This window comes from Janibacter melonis, from assembly GCF_020567375.1.
GTDB lineage: Bacteria > Actinomycetota > Actinomycetes > Actinomycetales > Dermatophilaceae > Marihabitans > Marihabitans melonis.
In genome coordinates, this window is record NZ_JAJBZM010000002.1 from 646,204 (window position 1) to 662,650 (window position 16,447).

Consider the following 16,447-nt stretch of genomic DNA (forward strand, 5'->3'; position numbering starts at 1 on the left):
CATGGTCAAGGCGGCCTCTAATGGGTCACCGTCGTTGTGGAGCCACGGCACGGTGACCGGCTCGGTCTCGCAGGTCCCGACCTAGTTAGTCCTCGGCCGCGATGAGGTCGACCCATACTTGCTCCAACCCTGTCGAGCCGGCGTCCGTGGCGGACACGATTACGCGAGTTTGGGCGCCAGGAGCCGGAATGATCACCATTTCGTCTGCGTCCCCTAGTGCCACGGTCTCTTGGGCTGTGACGATGACGTGGTCGCACAGAACGTGTCTTTCCGTTGCTTCCTCGCTGATCAACGAGCGCACGTAGATCGTTGCCGTGGCCCAGTCCCAGTCGCCTTCGAACTTGTCGCCGCCGGTGTCCTGGGCATGTCGAACACTCAGCGTGATGACGTCACGGCCTACTGCTACGTTGCGGCCTTCGAAGTTCGTAGGAACGTCCGCTTGCTGGTCGCCCAGTACTGCGATTCCCCAGTGCCATGGTCGCCTCAGCGTCAGCTCAGCCATCGGTTGCATGGCCCTAATCGTATGGGCGAGCCGCCGCGGTCCGGGCAGGTTCCGCTCCACAGGGCTAGAACAGGGGCAGGGTCCTGTGGGAGGAGCAAGGGCCGATCATCCTGACGTTGACCCCAGCTACCTTCTGCAGTGGCAACTCTGGCGCGCGTGTCGATAGAGGTCGTGTCCCGTAAGTTGACCTGGCCTGCGTTGAACCAGATTTGGGAGAGGCAATGTCGAGGTTGCGTGAGGCCCTTCGCCGGTACGAGCTGCACCCGACTACAGCGTCGGATCCCAGCAGTCCGCTGCGCCTTCGCTCCGAGATCGTGTGGACTGGAAAGACCGACCTCTGCGGGTCGGACGACGACCGGGAGGTGGCCGAGCTGCGGGAGCTGGTCACCAGGCGTGGCTGTTCCGTGACGTCGACTATGGCCAGTGGGGGCTTCACTTGCTGACCGAGAGTGCTTGTCATGACGTGTTGGTGCGCGAGGCCAAAGAGCGGCCCACTGACTTCCACCTTGGCGATACTGTCCTCGGCGAGTTTCTCGGTGAGTTGGACCTGCTGGTCGTTGACCACTCAGGACGGGTGTTGATCGCTGAACCCGTGTACTGCCGCGAGGAGTGGCCTGTAGCTGCACCCACGCTCACGGGCTTCTTCGCAGCGTTCCTCGATTCGCGAGGCGAGAAGTTCTGGGAGGTCCAACCGCGGTACTAGCCAGCCGTTCGATACTGGCCGGAAGTGCGTGCGGTGACGATCGTCAACTGCGACGTGCGGCCGGCCCTTGATTTGCCGCGGATCGCCTAGCCTGTGGCTTTCGCCGTTATATGGCGGGGTTCTGTCGACGCTCTGTGGCGGCATCTGCTCATGGCGATACACGCGAGCACCGGTCTGGTCACAGATAGCGGCAGACGGTCGTGGTGTCGCATTTGGTGGGGTCGCTGGTGGTGGCACTGTGGTGAAGGTGCGCGACGGTGTGTCGCAGTGCTTGCAGGTCGGCGATTTGGCGGTCCAGGTCGCCCAGGTGGGCTTCGAGCAGGGCGTGCACGTGCTGGCAGGGTGCGACTCCGGCGTCGCGGATGTCGAGGATCTCGCGAATCTGGGCCAGGGTGAGCCCAGCGGTGCGGCCGCGGCGAACGAAGTCCAGGCGCGCCAGGGCCGCAGGGGTGTAGTCGCGGTATCCGTTGGCGGTGCGCTCAGGCGCAGGTAGTAGGCCGGCTTCTTCGTAGAAGCGCAGCGTCTTGGTTGTGGTGCCGCTGGCCACGGCCAACTCACCGATGCGCACAGTGGCCCCTTTCTCGGCTCTCGTCCATGTTCGCCTTGACCTTCCCCTGCGCTGGAACGTCCACTATGGACGCTGAAGAGGGGTCACGCGAAGGAAGGTGGGCAAATGGGTGTGGACTACGACGTCGATCTGGCCGTGATCGGCTCAGGAGGCGCGGCGATGTCCGCCGCCATCGCGGCCAGCCAGGCCGGTAAGAGCGTCGTGCTGGTTGAGCGCGGTGTTCTGGGCGGGACGTGCGTGAACATCGGCTGCGTGCCGTCCAAGACGCTCCTGGCGGCCGCCGGGGCCCGGCACGCCGCGCTCACCAATCCCTTCAAAGGTGCCCCAACGTCAGCCGCACCGGTGAACCTCGGCGATCTGGTGGCCCAGAAGGACGCACTCATCGAGCGCCTGCGTGATGCGAAGTACGCCGATGTGGCCGCTGCCTACGGCTTCCAGGTCCGCCCAGGCCAGGCCAGCTTCCTGGACGGGGACACCCTGGCCGTCGACGGCCAGGCGCTGCGGGCCCGGGCCTATCTGGTCGCCACCGGTGCCACCCCCGCCATCCCGGAGGTGGTCGGTCTCGACTCTGTGGACCGGCTGACGTCCACCACCGCGATGCAGCTGACCGAGCTGCCTGAGTCCCTGGTCGTTATCGGTGGCGGGTACGTCGGGATGGAGCAGGCCCAGCTGTTCGCTCACCTCGGCACCCGGGTCTCTGTGGTCGGGCGTCTGGCGCCGCACGCCGAGCCGGAGCTGGCCCAGAGACTTCGGGAAGTCTTCACCGACGACGGCATCACCGTGGTCGAAGAGCGCGCGACCACTGTGGCCCGCGAACCAGGCCCCGCAGGAGAGGTGGTGGTGACCACGGACTCGGGCGAACAGGTGCGCGGCGCGCAGGTCCTGGTGGCCACCGGACGCCTGCCCCGCACCGACGGCCTGAACCTGGCCGCTGCCGGTGTGGACGTGGACGAGCGCGGCTTCGTCGTGGTCGACCAGACCCAGCGCACCTCCAACCCGCGCGTCTGGGCCGCCGGTGACGTCTCGGGGGCTCCCCAGTACGTCTACGCCGCCGCCGCCGGCGGTCGGGCCGCCGCGCTCAACGCCCTGACCGAGGACAGGTACCCGCCGGCAGCTCGGGTCGACTACGCCGGCTTTCCTGCGGTCGTGTTCACCCGGCCCCAGCTGGCCTCGGCGGGGTTGACCGAGGACGAGGCCCTCACCCGAGGGCACGCGTGCGACTGCCGCGTCCTGGACCTGTCCGATGTCCCCCGGGCGCTCGTCCAGCACGACACCCGCGGGGCGGTGAAGCTCGTCGCCGACGCCGTGAGCGGCAAGGTTCTGGGCGTGCACGCTCTGGCGGACGGGGCCGGGGAGATCATGCTGGCGGCCACCTACGCCATCAAAAGCGGTATGACCGTCGACGATCTGGCCGACACCTGGGCGCCGTACCTGACCATGAGCGAAAGCCTGCGCATCGTGGCCGGCCTCTTCCGAAACCAGATGCCGACGTCATGCTGCGCCTGATACCCGCGGCCCCAGCGGGGTGGACGAGGGCTCCCGCGGCGGCCCGCCTGGCGCCGTGAATGTGCCTTAAAAACGTCTCCACGAGGTCTGGGAGCAGTACGACCGATCTGGCTCCAGTCACCTGCGCGCGACCACGCGGGCGAACTACCGACGAGGCTGGCAGCACGTCGCGCCCGCCTTTGGGTCCTGGCCAGTGGCCAGAATCGAGCACGCCGATGTCGCCGATTGGGTCGTCGACCTGAGCAAGACCAAGGGGCCCGAAACAGTCCGCCTCGCGCACCGAGTGCTCGTGCAGGTCCTCGACCACGCGATGCGCAACCGCCGAGTTCCCATCAATGTTGCCCGCGGCGTGCGGCTCCCCAGGCGCCCGCCTGCGCGAGCGGATCCTCACCGTGGACGAGGTTCACGCGCTCGCGGAGAAGATGACGCGGGACGGTGACACCGTTCTCGCAATGGCATACCTCGGTCTTCGCTGGTCAGAGCTTGCCGGCCTAAAGGTCGCGGACGTTGACTTGGTTCGGCGGCGCATCCATGTAATCGAGAGGGCTACCGAGATCGACGGGCGGATCGACGTGAGCCAGCCCAAGAGCAAGGCCTCGATCCGGTATGTCGGCATCCCTCAGGCGGTTCTTCCTGCCTTCCAGGCTCGAGTCGTCAGCAAGGGGCCCTCGGAGCTGGTCTTTCCATCTCCGGAGAACGGGTACCTCAGGAGCCGCAACTGGCGTCGTCGCTCGGGATTCGACCGGGCCCGCGAAGAGCTCGGTCTTGACATCACTCCTCACGACCTCCGTCGCACGTTCGGGAGTCTGGCTCGGATGGCCGGCGCCGACCTTCGCTTCATCCAGAAGGCCATGGGACACGAGTCCATCACGACGACCGCGCGCATCTACGCGCACCTGTACGACGACGAGCTCGATGCGATCGCTGCGGCCCTGGACGGTCTTCGAGAAGGTCGGGGTGGATCGTGATGCGGCCTTTTTGCGGCCTGGGAGGCACCTCGAGCGCCTCCGAGCGTGTGCCGGAGAGGCCTTCAGGCCCGGAGATTCAAGGGTGCCCCCGGCAAGATTCGAACTTGCGACACCTTCTTTAGGAGAGAAGTGCTCTTCCCCTGAGCTACGAGGGCCGGCCGCTCCCGGGAGCGGCACCGGACCAGGGTACGTGCACCTTTGCTGGTCCGGCGCCACCGCGGGAGGAGGCAGACTGCGGCCATGCGGACTCACGAGAAGTGGTTGCTCGTCGCCATCACCTTCACGGTGCTGCGCTGGGTCGTCATGGCCACGCTCGACGGGACCGCGGAGACGATCCTCGGCGTCGCACTGGGCATCCTCACGCTGGTGTGCGCGGCGGTCGCCTTCGTCGCGTGGCGCCGTGAGGGTCCCCGACGCAGCTGAGCTCCGGACGAAGAGCACGCCGCGGCTTCAGCCGCCGCTGGCGCCGGTAGCCGTGACGCACGTCGCCCCCCGCACTCGCTCCGGACGGAGGTCGAGGCGGGGGGCAAGACCGTCGCAAGGACGGTGCCAAGGCACTCACATCAGCGTCGGCCCGTGACCGCCTTGACGACGAAGAGCAGGATCACAGCGCCGAGGAGCGCGGTGAGGAAGCTGAAGATGATCCCAGCGCCTTCCACGTCGACGCCGATGAGGCTGAGCAGGAAGCCACCGAGCAGACCGCCGACGATGCCGACGACGATGTTCAGTGGGATGCCCATCTGCGCATCCGTGCCCATGAACTTGCTCGCGATCCACCCGGCGAGGCCGCCGATCACGATCCAACCGATGAAGCCGAGTCCGAGCACGACAATCACACCTTTCACATCAGAAACACACACAACACTTGCGGGCCGACGATAGGCGGTGTAAGAGGTCTCCGAGGTTCTTGAGACGGGGCCAATCTGCACGTGCCCGCGTGGACGCGGTCGTCCACCGCACGAGTCAGCGCCTTGTGACCCTGCTGGAGACAGCGGTGGGCCTCCCGCAGGTGAGGCCCTCTCGCGACTGCCTCAGACCCCGAGCTCCCACTCGGCGACGGTGCGGCAGCCGTGGTTGGCGTACCTCTGCAGCGAGATCCGCTCGGCCCGGCACCGAGCCGGCAGGGTCGGGCCGAGCGCGGACCGGGTGGACCCGACGGTGACCCCGCCCGCCACGTGGTCGACTGTGAGGTGCGGGACGGGGTCGAAGCGCCCGCCGTACGGTGGGCACTGCGGGAAGGCCGCGACCAGCGCGGCCGTCAGCGAGGCGAAGGGGGCCGCCGGGTCAGGTCCCAGGTAGATGGTGCCGTCGGGGAAGACCCCCATCTCGTCCAGCACGAAGTCGATCGGCGCCGTCCTCGACGCGACCTCGGCGATCACGGCCAGGTCAGCGGCTGTCGGGGCGACGACCCACGGCGCGAGCAGGGTGATGTGGGCGTGGACGAACGCGGCGTCGGTGGACACGAAGGAGCCGTCGTAGTGACGCGTCCGCTCGAGCACGAAGTCCTCGAGCTGCGGCACCGGAACGACGAGCACGTGGTGCCCATCGGTCGCCGTGTCGCTCGTGCTCATGGCCGCGACCCTAGGTCGGCGCCGCAGGAGGCCGCACGTCCGGACCGTCCCCGGATACCCAGGACCTGCTTCCATGACCCCATGTCACCCGCACGCCTGTGGTTCGCCGCCGCCCTCGTCCTCGGTGTCGCCGCTCGCATCGCGGACCGTGCGCTGTCAGGCGGCGGCGCCGACGTCACGACGGTCGTCCTCGTCGCCCTGATGCTCGTCTGCATCGGCATCGGCGCCACCTCGTGGTTCAGACGCAGCCAGCGCTGAGCCCCTCACGACAGACGAGGGCCCGGCCGTCACCGGACGACCGGGCCCTCACCTGCTCATGACGTCACACGAGGTCGAAGCGGTCAGCCTCCATGACCTTCGTCCACGCCGTGGCGAAGTCGGCGGCGAGCTTGCCCTTCGCGTCCTCGCTCGCGTACACCTCCGAGAGCGCACGCAGCTGCGAGTTCGACCCGAAGACGAGGTCCACACCGGTCGCCGTCCACTTCTTCTCGCCGCTCGCGGCGTCGCGGATCTCGTAGACCCCGTCGCCGGTCTTCACCCACTCGGCGCCGGGGGCCAGCAGGTTCGCGAAGAAGTCGTTGCTCAGCACGCCCGGGCGGTCGGTGAGCACGCCGTGCTCGGACCCGCCGTGGTTGGCGCCGAGGACGCGCAGGCCGCCGACCAGCGCGGTCATCTCCGGCGCGCCGAGGCCGAGCATGTACGCGCGCTCGACGAGCAGCTTCTCCGCCGGCACCGGCAGGCCCTCGCGCAGGTAGTTCCGGAAGCCGTCGGCCCGGGGCTCGAGGACCGCGAAGGAGTCGACGTCGGTCTGCTCCTGCGTCGCATCGGTGCGACCGGGGCGGAAGGGGACCTCGACGGGCTGGCCACCGTCGGCCGCCGCCTTCTCCACCGCGGCCGAGCCGGCGAGCACGATCAGGTCGGCGAGGGAGACCTGGGCTCCCCCCTTCGCGTTGAAGTCGCCGCGGATCGACTCGAGCCGCTCGAGGACGCCGGAGAGCTGCTCGGGCTGGTTGACCTCCCAGCTGCGCTGCGGCTCGAGACGGATGCGGGCGCCGTTCGCCCCGCCGCGCTTGTCGGTCGTGCGGAAGCTCGCGGCCGCGGCCCACGCCGTCGAGACGAGCTCGGCGACGGACAGCCCGGAGTCGAGCACGGCCTTCTTCAGCTCGGCGACGTCCGCGTCGCCGACGAGCTCGCCCTCGACCTCCGGCACCGGGTCCTGCCACGGCTGCGCCTCCGGCACCCACGGGCCGAGGTAGCGCTCGACGGGACCCATGTCGCGGTGGAGCAGCTTGTACCAGGCCTTGGCGAAGGCGAGGCGGAACTCCTCGGGGTTCTCGAGGAAGCGCCGCGAGATCGCCTCGTACGTCGGGTCGACGCGAAGCGCGAGGTCGGAGGTGAGCATCGTCGGACGGTGCTTCTTGTCCGCGTCGAAGGCGTCGGGGATGATCTCGTCGTCGGTCTTGGCGACCCACTGGTTCGCGCCGGCGGGAGACTTCGTCAGCTCCCACTCGTAGCCGAAGAGGATCTCGAAGTACCGGTTGCTCCACTGCGTCGGCACGTCGGTCCACGTCACCTCGAGGCCCGAGGTGATCGCGTCACCGGCCTTGCCCGAGCCGTACGAGCTCTTCCAGCCCAGGCCCTGCTGCTCGGTGGGCGCACCCTCCGGCTCCGGGCCGACGTGGTCGCCGTCGCCGGCGCCGTGGGTCTTGCCGAAGGTGTGACCGCCGGCGATGAGGGCGACGGTCTCCTCGTCGTTCATCGCCATCCGGGCGAAGGTCTCGCGGATGTCGCGGGCCGAGGCGGCCGGGTCGGGGTTGCCGTTGGGACCCTCGGGGTTGACGTAGATCAGGCCCATCTGGACCGCGCCGAGCGACTCCTCGAGGGTGCGCTCACCGCTGTACCGCTCGTCGCCGAGCCACGTGTCCTCAGGACCCCAGAAGACCTCCTCGGGCTCCCACACGTCCTCGCGCCCGAAGGCGAAGCCGAAGGTCTCGAAGCCCATGTCCTCGAGCGCGACGTTGCCGGCGAGGACGATGAGGTCGGCCCAGGAGATCTGCTGGCCGTACTTCTGCTTGACCGGCCACAGCAGGCGGCGGGCCTTGTCGAGGTTGGCGTTGTCGGGCCAGGAGTTGAGCGGGGCGAAGCGCTGCCCGCCGTCACCGGCGCCGCCGCGGCCGTCGTAGATGCGGTAGGTGCCGGCGGAGTGCCAGCTCATCCGGATGAAGAGACCGCCGTAGTGACCGAAGTCGGCCGGCCACCAGTCCTGCGAGCTGTGGAGCACCTCGACGACGTCGGCCTTGAGCGCCTCGACGTCGAGCCCGGCGAAGGCCTCGGCGTAGTCGAAGTCGGCGCCGAGCGGGTTGCCCTTCGGCGAGTGCGCGTGGAGCACCGACAGGTCGAGCGCGTCGGGCCACCAGTCCTGGATCGTGCGGGGGCGTCCGCCGGTCTTGGGCTCCGGCGAGTCGATGACGGGGTTCTCGCTCTCGGACCCCTGCGCGGTCGCGGAGTCGTGCATGACCGGGCAACCTGCCTCGGCCTTGCGGTCCACTCCCTGCGGGCTCTGGGCGACGTCGTTGTCCTGGTTGTCGGTCATGCGTCGATCATGGGGGCTTATCTGGAATCGGTCAAGACTGGCTTTCGGTCATGGTGCCGTGCTATGTGCGGCGGTGGGACGCCTAGCAAAGGGGGAGGCGAAGGGGTGGTGAGGCCGGGCCGGGCGGCCGGCTCGGTCCCCCTTCGCCCGGTTTGCCCGAACTGCCCACGCGATGTCGGTCCCCGGGTCTAGCGTGACGACCGGAACTCGGGGGAGGGACACGATGGGATCAGCTGACGCACGTGCGGGGGAGCAGGGAGCGGACATGATGCTCGCGCTGCACGCGGCATTCCGGCGCGACCTGGGGCATCTCGCCCGGGCGGCCGAGGGGCTCACGAGACGGCCCGAGCGCCGTGCCGCGGTGGTGCGGGGGTGGGTCGCCTTCCGCGACGAGCTGCACCACCACCACACGGTCGAGGACACCTCGTTGTGGCCGGCGGTGCGCCGGCGCACGAGCGCCTGCGCCGACGCCGAGGTGCTCGAGGCGATGGAGTGGGAGCACGGCATCGTCGACCCGCTCGTCGAGGTCGTCGACGCCAGTCTCAGCGCGCCGGCGGGGGCCGGCCCGCTCGACGGCAGCGATCTCGCCGCGGCCGTCGACGAGCTGCACCAGCAGCTGAGCCACCACCTGCGGCACGAGGAGCAGGACGCCCTGCCGCTCGCGCTGCGGGTGCTCACCGCGCAGGACTGGCACGCCAACAGCGCCACCGCGCGCAAGACGAAGGGGCTGAGGACGATCCCCGCCTTCCTGCCCTGGCTCACGGACGGCAGGACCGCCGAGGAGAGCGCGTCGACGCTCGCGCTCTTCCCCGGGCCGCTGCTCGCGCTCAACGGCCGTTTCTTCGAGCCGCGCTACCGACGCCAGGACCGCTGGCTGTGACCGCCACGCGTTAGCCTCTGGGGCGTGACCGCGACGCCCCCCGCACCGCCCCCGACACCGGGCCCGATGCGGCAGTGGCGCGAGGAGCTCATGGACCTCGGCGGGCCGAACACGCTCGTCTGGCCGCGTCGCGACACCTCCGAGGTCGTCACGCTCACCCGCGCCCACCCGGGCGGCGTCGCCATGCTGCTCGCGGGTCGCACGGTGCGGCTCGGCGACCTCGTCCGCGAGACCGAGTCACGCCTCGCGGCGCAGCGCGCGGCCGCCCGTCTGCGGGCCCGCGCTGACGTCATCGCCGAGGAGCACGGGCTGAGCACCTGCTTCCTCGCGATGGGGACCGCGACCTGGCACACGAAGGACGAGGCCCGGCGCCCCGCCGCCCCCGTGATCCTGCGCCGCGTCGACCTCGAGCCGACCGAGCTCGACGGCGACATGCGGCTGCACTTCGTCGCCGACGTCGAGCTCAACCCTGCGCTCGTCGCCGCGCTGCGCACCCGGATCGGCAACCCCGGCGCCCTCACCCGCACCCTCGACCGGGGGCGCGACACCGGGCGTGGGGGCTTCAACCCCGAGCCGGTCTACGCCGCCCTCTCGACGCTGTGCGCCCAGGTGCCGGGCTTCGAGATCACGCCGTCGCTCAGCCTCGGCGCCTATCCCTACGGCAAGGCTGAGGCGATCTCCGACCTCGCCGCCGTCGAGGAGGCCGTGACCGCGCACCCGGTCATCACCCGGCTCGTCGGTGACGCGCCCGCCGAGCAGCTCACCCCGCCCGACCCGCGCGAGAGCCGCCGCGCGCCCGAAGGGGTCGACCGCAGCGTCTTCGACCTGCCGGAGGACCAGCAGGGCGCGCTCGACCGGGTCGCCGCGGGCGAGGACCTCTTCGTCGAGGCGCCCCCCGGTGTCGACGCCGCCCGCTTCGTCGCCGCGCTCGTCGCGCAGTGCGCGGGCGACCAGCGTCGCGTCCTCGTCGTCTGCGAGAAGACCGGCGCCCTGAGCGCGGTCCGCGAGCGCCTCGACGACGTCGGCCTGGCCGATCTCGCCCTGCACATCACCGACCCGACCGCGCCGGTCGACCCGAACGTCATCACGCAGCGGTGGCCCGAGCCGGACCCGCAGCGCGAAGGGGACGCTCGCGCCAGCCGTCGTGATGCCGCGCTCGCCGCCTCCGTCCTCGACGGGCACGCGCAGGCCGTGCACCTCGCCCGCGAGCCGTGGGGCGTGAGCATCGCCGACGCCCACGACCACGTCGTCGCGCTCTCCGCCGCGAAGTCGCCCCCGCGCTCGCGGGTGCGCCTGCCCCGCGGGGTGCTCGCCCGGCTCGACCTCGACGCCATGGAGGGCGCGGCCGAGACCGTCGAGCGGGTCGCCGCGGCCTTCGGCTGGGAGCGCCGCAGCGCGGCCTCGCCGTGGTGGCGGGGCCGGGTGGCGGGCGACGACGACGTGCGGCGCGTCGAGGACACCATCACGACGCTGCTCGACCGCGACCTCGCGGCGCTCGAGACGACGATGGCCGAGGTCTTCCGCGACATCACGGAGCCGGTCGCCCAGTCGCCGGGCGACCACGGACGCTTCCTCTCCGCCGTCGAGCGGATCCGCGACACCCTCGACGTCTTCCGGCCCGAGCTCTTCGACGCCCCCATCGACCCGCTCATCGACGCGACCGGCGGGGCACCCGGGCTCGGGATGCTCGAGCGGCGCCGTCTCGTGCGCCAGGCCCGCGCGCACCTTCGTCCCGGGCGTCCGCCCGAGGACCTGCACGCCGCTCTCCTCGCCGCGCAGGAGCAGCGCCAGGCCTGGGCCGCCCTCGTCGGCGGCGGCGGCCGGCCGCGCATCCCCGCGACCATCGACGACGCGCACCGAGCCTACGAGCGGGTGCACTCCGCGCTGGAGTCGGTCGAGGCCGCCGCGCCCCCGGCGGACGGGCACCTCGTCGACCTGCCGACCGACGAGCTGCGCTCGCGCCTGTCGGCGCTGCGGCGCGATCATGCAGGCGCGGTCGCCGCGTCGGGGACGCGGGCCGACCTCGACGCCCTCGACGACCTGGGTCTCGGCGAGGTCGTCGACGACCTCGCCACCCGCCGGGTGCCCCGCCCCGCCGTGGGCGACGAGCTGCGCTACGTGTGGTGGATGTCGGTGCTCGCCGAGATCGGTCAGGTCGACAAGCGGTACGGAGCGGTGGCCGGCTCCGACCTCGACGCCGCGCTCTCCGAGTTCGTCCTCGCGGATGCCGCGACCGTGCGGGCGAACGCCTACGACCTCGCCGCCGAGCAGCGCCGCCGCTACCGCGAGACCGCGCGGGGGCACCGGCGCATGGCCCATGCCGTCGCCCACGCCGCGGCCGGACGCGGCCCGGGCGCCCCGCGCTGGTACGACGCGGTGAGCACGTGGGGCGACCTGCTGCGCGCGGCAGCGCCCTGCTGGATGACGAGCCCGCTCGCCGTCGGCCTCCTCCTGCCGCCCGAGGAGCGCTTCGACGTCGTCGTCGTCGACGACGCGAGCCGGACCACCCTCGCCCGCACCGCCTCTGCGCTGGCCCGGGGCGGCCAGGTGGTCGTCGTCGGCGACACGACACAGCAGCGACCGGGCACCTGGACGACCGACCCCGCCGTCGTGCCGCCGGCGCCGACCGCGCCCGGTCTGGCCGACGTCGCCGAGGACCGTCTGCCGGTGGTCCCGCTTCGCACGAGCGGTGACCCACGCCCCTGGCTCCCGTCGGCCCGCGAGCGGGGCGTCGTCCACACCCCGTCGCCCACCGGCGACCCCACGCCGCGGCTGCGCCGCGTGGACTCCGACACCGCTAGCGCCGAGGTCGAGCTCGTCGCCGCCCTCGTCGCCGAGGCGCTCGCCGACCCGTCGAGCTCGCTCGGCGTCGTCACCTTCGACGAGGCGCACGCGGCCGCGATCCGCTCCGCCGTCGCCGACACGCTCCGCGCCCGTCCGGAGCTCACCGCCGCGGCGGCCGCGCTGCCCGCCCCCTTCGTCGTCAAGCCGGTGCTGCGCTGGCAGCGCGAGCAGCGCGACCGCGTCGTCGTGAGCGTCGGACCGGTCTCCGCGCCGGGCTCCGGTGCGCCGTCGACCGGTGCGACCGCCGCGCTCATGGCCCCCGGCGGCGACCGTCTCGTCGCGACCGCGCTCACCCGTGGCCGACACCAGGTCGACTGGGTCACCGGTCTGCGGGCCGCCGGTCTCACGGGTGCGCCGAGGACCTCCGGCGTCGAGGCGCTGCGCCACGTGCTCGTCGAGCTCGAGGCCGACCCCACGCCGGTCGCGGGCACCCCGCGGGTGGAGCCCGGGCCGCTCGTCGTCGGCTTCGTCGAGCGGCTGCGCTCGGCCGGGCTCGAGGTCGAGCTCGGTGTCGGGCAGGCCGGTCACCGTGTCGACATCGCCGTGGGCGACCCCGACTACCCGGGCTACCAGCTCGCGGTGAGCATCGACGGCCCCGAGTACGCGACCCGGGCCGGCGCCCGGCAGCGCGACCGGATCCTGCCCGGCGAGCTCACGGCGCTGGGGTGGCGGCACCTGCGGCTGTGGGCGACCGACATCTTCGCCGACCCGGCCCGCCAGGAGGCGAAGGTCCTGCGCGCCCTGCACCAGGCCTGCGTCGAGATCGACCGGGAGCGCGGGCGATGAGCGAGGAGCCGACCCCACCTCGTCGGCGGAACCGTCGCGCGACCCACCCCGGCACCTCGGAGGCGGCTCGGGCGGCGAGCGAGCAGGCCGACGAGCGTCCCCGCCGCCGTCCGGCGGCGACCTCCGGCGACGAGCCGACGGCCGGCGACGAGCGCGAGCGCTGGCTGCTCGAGCAGCGTCCGCCTCACTGGGGCTGACCGAGGCATGACGACGGGGTGAGGGCCGGCCGGCCCTCACCCCGTCGTCGTCGCGGCTGTGGCGGCCGCTGGTGGTGCGATCAGATCTTGCCGCGGCCGGCGCGCAGCTCGTCGCGGATCTCGCGCAGGAGCTCGATGTCCTCAGCGGTGGTCTCCTCCTCCTTGGCGACGAAGCGCTCACGCATGGCCTGGTAGGGCTTGATGACGCCGAAGTAGACGACCGCCGCCATGATCACGAAGGCGACGAGCGCGGTGAGGAAGGGGCCGACGGTCTTGAAGCCGAAGATCTCGAGCTTGTCGAAGTCGAAGTTCTTGCCCCCGGTCACCTTGCCGATGGCCTCGAGGAGGAAATTGGTGAACGCGGTGACGACCGCGGCGAACGCGGTGGCGATGATCAGACCGGTGGCGATCTCGACGAGATTGCCCCGCATGAGGAAGTCCTTGAAACCCTTCATGGCGAGCCGTCCTTCACAGGGGTAGGGGTGCCGGTGCGGGAGCGCACCTTCGGACCAAGGATGGAAGTCCCCGGCCCCACCTGCAACATCAGCACCTCTCTCGGCGTGGCGCGCTCCCAGATCACCCCCCTCGGGTCGTGAGGACGAAGCCCGTCGCGGCGTCCGCACCGAGCGCGTCGACGACGTCACCGGCGGCGGCGACGGGCAGCGACACGACGGCGGTCGGCTCGGGCACGGCGGCGAGGTCGTCCGTCGTCGATGGGATGGCGACCACGGTGGCGCCGGTCGCCACGGGCTCGCGCCGGCCGGGTCTGTAGACGTCCACCCGGTCACCGACGGTCAGCGATCGCGCCGCGCCGAGGAGGGGGAGGGTGACGAGCCGGCGTCCCCGTCCGGCGGACGCAGGGTCCCAGCCGAGGACCCGGGCGGGGGTGATGACCTCGCCGGGGCCGATGGCGACGGTGGCCATCCGGCCCACGGCCTCGTCGGGTCTGGTCAGCGCACCGTCGGGGGCTGCGGACCGCGGCAGGTCGACGACGGCGACGGCCTCGGCGAGCACCTCGGTGCCGGGTGGGACGTGGGCGCTCGCGACGAGGACGGCGCGGGTGGGCTCGGGGGCCTGCTGACCGAGAGCCAGCGTGAGCGCCAGGCAGAGGGCGGCGGCCGCGACGAGGCGACGCGCGACCCGTCGTCGCCACGCGGGGCGGCGGCCCGGTCCGAAGAGCGAGGGCAGCTGGGTCGCGAGGAGGTCGGCCATGCCGGTGACGCTAGGCAGAGTCGCCGGTGCCGGCCAGGCGTCAGGCCGAGGGTGTGGAGGAGGTGCTCGTGCTCGAGGTGCTTGTGGACGACGCGCTCGAGGAGGAGGTCGACGACGTGCTCGACGAGTCCGAGCTGCTGCTCGTGGACTCGCTGCTCGTGCTGCTCGACGTCGCGCTGGAGGAGCTCGACGACCCCGAGCTCGAGCCGTTGGCCGCGCGGGAGTCGTTGCGGTAGAAGCCGCCGCCCTTGAAGACGACGCCGACCGAGCCGAACTTCTTGCGCAGGGTGCCACCGCACTCGGGGCACTGCGTCAGGGCGTCGTCGCTGAAGGACTGGACCGCGTCGAAGGCATGGCCGCAGTCGGCGCACGCGTAGGCATAGGTAGGCACGAGTCCCAAGTATAAGAAGTGCGAAGGGGTGCCCCTTACCACGTCCACCGCGGCCCCCCTTCGCCGAAGCCCGCTCGTGGTCCGCGAGACCCGGTCGTCGCCGGCCCGCGAGGAGCGGGCCTCACGGACGACGAGCGGTGCTCGGCGAAGGGGGGTGGGGTGGGGCGAGCCGGGTCAGGGGGAGGGGCGGTGCCAGCCGGCGAGGCGGCCGTCGCGGCTCACCGCACGCAGGCGGCGCTCGACGTCGCGGCGCAGGCCTCGGCCGCACACGACGAGCAGCTGGTCGCCGGCGCGCACGAGGGTCTGCGACCCGGGCACGAAGGACTCGCCGTCGCGGACGACGAGGGAGACGTTGGCCCCCTTCGGCAGCCGCAGCTCGAAGACCCGGACGCCGTGCATCCGCGAGCCCTCGCCGACGCTCACCTCGACGAGGTCGGCGCCCAGCCGCTCCAGCGGCTCGGACTCGACCATGACGTCGGTCGCGAGCGCCACCTCGGTCACCCCCAGCCGGCGGGCCACCCACGGCAGGGTCGGCGCCTGGATGAGCGTGAAGAGCACGACGAGCACGAAGACGAGGTCGAAGACCCAGTCGACCCCGCGCGCCCCGATCGTCACCGGCACGGTGGCGAGCACGACGGGCACGGCGCCGCGCAGCCCGGCCCACGACAAGAAGGCCTGGTCGCGCCAGGGGACGCCGAAGGGGGTGAGCGACACGATCACCGACAGCGGCCGGGCGACGAGCAGCAGCGCGAAGCCCAGGAGCAGCGCCGCGGGCACCTGCTCGAGCAGCGTGCTCGGCGAGGCGAGCAGGCCGAGCATGACGAAGAGCCCGATCTGCGCGAGCCAGCCCACCGACTCGGCGAAGCCGAGCATCGCCGCCCGGTGCGGCATCGTCATGTTGCCCATGACGAGCGAGGCGAGGTAGCAGGCGATGAAGCCGGAGGTGTGCGCGCTCACGGCGACCGAGTAGGCCAGGACCGACACGGCGATGACCCCGATGGAGAAGAGCCCCGACGTCACCGACGCGGTCCGGCGCACGAGCTGCCCGCCGAGGTAGCCGACGACGATCCCGACGATCCCGCCGCCGACGAGCTCGAGCGTCGCGGTGAGGCCGAGCAGCCACCACGGCTCGGCGTGCGCCGGGTCCGCGGCCCGCGCCGAGAGCGCGACGACGAGGATGACCACCGGCGCGTCGTTGAAGCCCGACTCCGCCTCGAGCATCCCCGACAGCCGCCTGGGCAGCGGGACGCGCCGCAGCACGGAGAAGACGGCGGCGGCGTCGGTCGAGCTGACGACCGCCGCGATGAGCATGGAGATGTGCCAGTCGAGCCCGAGCAGCCAGTGCGCGCAGACCGCGGTGACGAGCACCGAGACGACGACCCCGACCGTCGACAGCGCGGCCGCCGGGGCGACGGACCTGCGGATCGCCGACCACCTCGTCGTCAGCCCGCCCTCGGTGAGGATGAGCACGAGCGCGGCGTAGCCGAGCACCTGCCCGACCGCGTCGGACTCGAAGTCGATGCCGATGACCCCTTCGCCGAGGACGAGCCCGATGGCGAGGTAGATGAGCAGGGTCGGCAGGCCCGACCGGGCGGTGGCCCGCACGGCGGCGATGCACACGACGAGGACGCCGGAGGCGACGAGGAGCACACGTGCGAGGTCCTGAGGGTCCCAGCCCGTCCCACCTGCGCTCGCCAGCACCGCTCACCTCCGTCTCGTCCGGTCG

16 protein-coding genes, 1 tRNA gene and 2 pseudogenes are annotated in these 16,447 nt (G+C 71.6%); 9 read left to right on the top strand and 10 right to left on the bottom strand.

From position 1 onward, the window contains the following. Nucleotides 1-85: 85 nt before the first annotated feature. Nucleotides 86-511, bottom strand: coding sequence for a hypothetical protein (locus LIV55_RS09240; RefSeq protein ID WP_229299991.1), 426 nt, complete (start codon nucleotides 509-511; stop codon nucleotides 86-88). 872 nt (nucleotides 512-1,383) lie between these two features. Further along, a complete protein-coding gene (locus LIV55_RS09245; protein ID WP_007928756.1) occupies nucleotides 1,384-1,773 on the bottom strand; it encodes a heavy metal-responsive transcriptional regulator in 390 nt (129 codons plus the stop codon). Nucleotides 1,774-1,878: 105 nt separating this feature from the next. Between LIV55_RS09245 and merA the strand changes: the two genes are divergently transcribed. From merA to LIV55_RS09255, 3 genes and pseudogenes are all read left to right on the top strand, one after another. Then, a complete protein-coding gene (gene merA, locus LIV55_RS09250) occupies nucleotides 1,879-3,279 on the top strand; it encodes a mercury(II) reductase (protein ID WP_017838447.1) in 1,401 nt (466 codons plus the stop codon). A gap of 91 nt (nucleotides 3,280-3,370) precedes the next feature. Continuing rightward, nucleotides 3,371-3,718: pseudogene (locus tag LIV55_RS17320) on the top strand (phage integrase central domain-containing protein); the annotation flags it as partial. Further along, on the top strand, nucleotides 3,672-4,247 hold the full coding sequence (locus LIV55_RS09255; RefSeq protein ID WP_229299992.1) for a tyrosine-type recombinase/integrase: 576 nt from the start codon (nucleotides 3,672-3,674) through the stop codon (nucleotides 4,245-4,247). The pseudogene LIV55_RS17320 and the gene LIV55_RS09255, both read left to right, overlap by 47 nt. 83 nt (nucleotides 4,248-4,330) lie before the next feature. On the opposite strand, the gene LIV55_RS09260 is transcribed toward LIV55_RS09255, so the two are convergent. Further along, nucleotides 4,331-4,402, bottom strand: a tRNA-Arg gene (locus LIV55_RS09260). Nucleotides 4,403-4,487: 85 nt separating this feature from the next. On the opposite strand from LIV55_RS09260, the gene LIV55_RS09265 reads away from it, so the two are divergent. Next, on the top strand, nucleotides 4,488-4,670 hold the full coding sequence (locus LIV55_RS09265; protein ID WP_229299993.1) for a hypothetical protein: 183 nt from the start codon (nucleotides 4,488-4,490) through the stop codon (nucleotides 4,668-4,670). A gap of 140 nt (nucleotides 4,671-4,810) precedes the next feature. Here LIV55_RS09265 and LIV55_RS09270 read toward each other — a convergent pair whose 3' ends face one another. Beyond that, nucleotides 4,811-5,074 (bottom strand): GlsB/YeaQ/YmgE family stress response membrane protein, encoded by a 264-nt coding sequence (locus tag LIV55_RS09270; protein WP_068276707.1) that lies wholly within the window; start codon nucleotides 5,072-5,074, stop codon nucleotides 4,811-4,813. Between the two features lie 204 nt (nucleotides 5,075-5,278). Further along, complete coding sequence (locus LIV55_RS09275) at nucleotides 5,279-5,818, bottom strand: 2'-5' RNA ligase family protein (protein WP_229299994.1); 540 nt, start codon at nucleotides 5,816-5,818, stop codon at nucleotides 5,279-5,281. Nucleotides 5,819-5,899: 81 nt separating this feature from the next. Between LIV55_RS09275 and LIV55_RS09280 the strand changes: the two genes are divergently transcribed. Then, nucleotides 5,900-6,076 (top strand): hypothetical protein, encoded by a 177-nt coding sequence (locus tag LIV55_RS09280; RefSeq protein WP_229299995.1) that lies wholly within the window; start codon nucleotides 5,900-5,902, stop codon nucleotides 6,074-6,076. Nucleotides 6,077-6,140: 64 nt separating this feature from the next. On the opposite strand, the gene katG is transcribed toward LIV55_RS09280, so the two are convergent. Beyond that, nucleotides 6,141-8,411 (bottom strand): catalase/peroxidase HPI, encoded by a 2,271-nt coding sequence (gene katG / locus LIV55_RS09285; protein ID WP_229299996.1) that lies wholly within the window; start codon nucleotides 8,409-8,411, stop codon nucleotides 6,141-6,143. A gap of 223 nt (nucleotides 8,412-8,634) precedes the next feature. Between katG and LIV55_RS09290 the strand changes: the two genes are divergently transcribed. The 3 genes from LIV55_RS09290 to LIV55_RS09300 are packed head-to-tail and all read left to right on the top strand — an operon-like array spanning nucleotide 8,635 to nucleotide 13,118. Then, nucleotides 8,635-9,291, top strand: a complete 657-nt coding sequence (locus LIV55_RS09290) for a hemerythrin domain-containing protein (protein WP_229299997.1) — start codon at nucleotides 8,635-8,637, stop codon at nucleotides 9,289-9,291. A 24-nt stretch (nucleotides 9,292-9,315) separates the two neighbouring features. Continuing rightward, nucleotides 9,316-12,921 (top strand): PDDEXK-like endonuclease domain-containing protein, encoded by a 3,606-nt coding sequence (locus LIV55_RS09295; protein WP_229299998.1) that lies wholly within the window; start codon nucleotides 9,316-9,318, stop codon nucleotides 12,919-12,921. Next, nucleotides 12,918-13,118, top strand: coding sequence for a hypothetical protein (locus LIV55_RS09300; protein ID WP_191563178.1), 201 nt, complete (start codon nucleotides 12,918-12,920; stop codon nucleotides 13,116-13,118). The genes LIV55_RS09295 and LIV55_RS09300 overlap by 4 nt, the downstream gene beginning before the upstream one ends. Nucleotides 13,119-13,198: 80 nt before the next feature. Here LIV55_RS09300 and LIV55_RS09305 read toward each other — a convergent pair whose 3' ends face one another. Together LIV55_RS09305 and LIV55_RS09310 are read right to left on the bottom strand one after the other, a co-directional pair. Then, complete coding sequence (locus tag LIV55_RS09305; RefSeq protein ID WP_191563177.1) at nucleotides 13,199-13,573, bottom strand: MscL family protein; 375 nt, start codon at nucleotides 13,571-13,573, stop codon at nucleotides 13,199-13,201. A gap of 121 nt (nucleotides 13,574-13,694) precedes the next feature. Next, nucleotides 13,695-14,330, bottom strand: a complete 636-nt coding sequence (locus LIV55_RS09310; protein ID WP_229299999.1) for an SAF domain-containing protein — start codon at nucleotides 14,328-14,330, stop codon at nucleotides 13,695-13,697. 26 nt (nucleotides 14,331-14,356) lie between these two features. Here LIV55_RS09310 and LIV55_RS17205 point away from each other — a divergent pair, with 26 nt between their 5' ends. Next, complete coding sequence (locus LIV55_RS17205) at nucleotides 14,357-14,566, top strand: hypothetical protein (RefSeq protein ID WP_229300380.1); 210 nt, start codon at nucleotides 14,357-14,359, stop codon at nucleotides 14,564-14,566. Nucleotides 14,567-14,628: 62 nt separating this feature from the next. Here the strand turns inward: LIV55_RS17205 and LIV55_RS17210 are convergent. Continuing rightward, nucleotides 14,629-14,769: pseudogene (locus tag LIV55_RS17210) on the bottom strand (FmdB family zinc ribbon protein); the annotation flags it as partial. A gap of 126 nt (nucleotides 14,770-14,895) precedes the next feature. After that, nucleotides 14,896-16,422 (bottom strand): potassium/proton antiporter, encoded by a 1,527-nt coding sequence (locus tag LIV55_RS09325; protein ID WP_191563916.1) that lies wholly within the window; start codon nucleotides 16,420-16,422, stop codon nucleotides 14,896-14,898. Nucleotides 16,423-16,447 lie beyond the last annotated feature (25 nt).

What these genes read in the sequence shown, in the direction of transcription:
- LIV55_RS09240 (WP_229299991.1), bottom strand. Translation starts at nt 511, where the DNA reads ATGCAACCGATGGCTGAGCTGACGCTGAGGCGACCATGGCACTGGGGA.
- merA (WP_017838447.1), top strand. Translation starts at nt 1,879, where the DNA reads ATGGGTGTGGACTACGACGTCGATCTGGCCGTGATCGGCTCAGGAGGC.
- LIV55_RS09265 (WP_229299993.1), top strand. Translation starts at nt 4,488, where the DNA reads ATGCGGACTCACGAGAAGTGGTTGCTCGTCGCCATCACCTTCACGGTG.
- LIV55_RS09275 (WP_229299994.1), bottom strand. Translation starts at nt 5,818, where the DNA reads ATGAGCACGAGCGACACGGCGACCGATGGGCACCACGTGCTCGTCGTT.
- LIV55_RS09280 (WP_229299995.1), top strand. Translation starts at nt 5,900, where the DNA reads ATGTCACCCGCACGCCTGTGGTTCGCCGCCGCCCTCGTCCTCGGTGTC.
- katG (WP_229299996.1), bottom strand. Translation starts at nt 8,411, where the DNA reads ATGACCGACAACCAGGACAACGACGTCGCCCAGAGCCCGCAGGGAGTG.
- LIV55_RS09290 (WP_229299997.1), top strand. Translation starts at nt 8,635, where the DNA reads ATGGGATCAGCTGACGCACGTGCGGGGGAGCAGGGAGCGGACATGATG.
- LIV55_RS09300 (WP_191563178.1), top strand. Translation starts at nt 12,918, where the DNA reads ATGAGCGAGGAGCCGACCCCACCTCGTCGGCGGAACCGTCGCGCGACC.
- LIV55_RS09305 (WP_191563177.1), bottom strand. Translation starts at nt 13,573, where the DNA reads ATGAAGGGTTTCAAGGACTTCCTCATGCGGGGCAATCTCGTCGAGATC.
- LIV55_RS09310 (WP_229299999.1), bottom strand. Translation starts at nt 14,330, where the DNA reads ATGGCCGACCTCCTCGCGACCCAGCTGCCCTCGCTCTTCGGACCGGGC.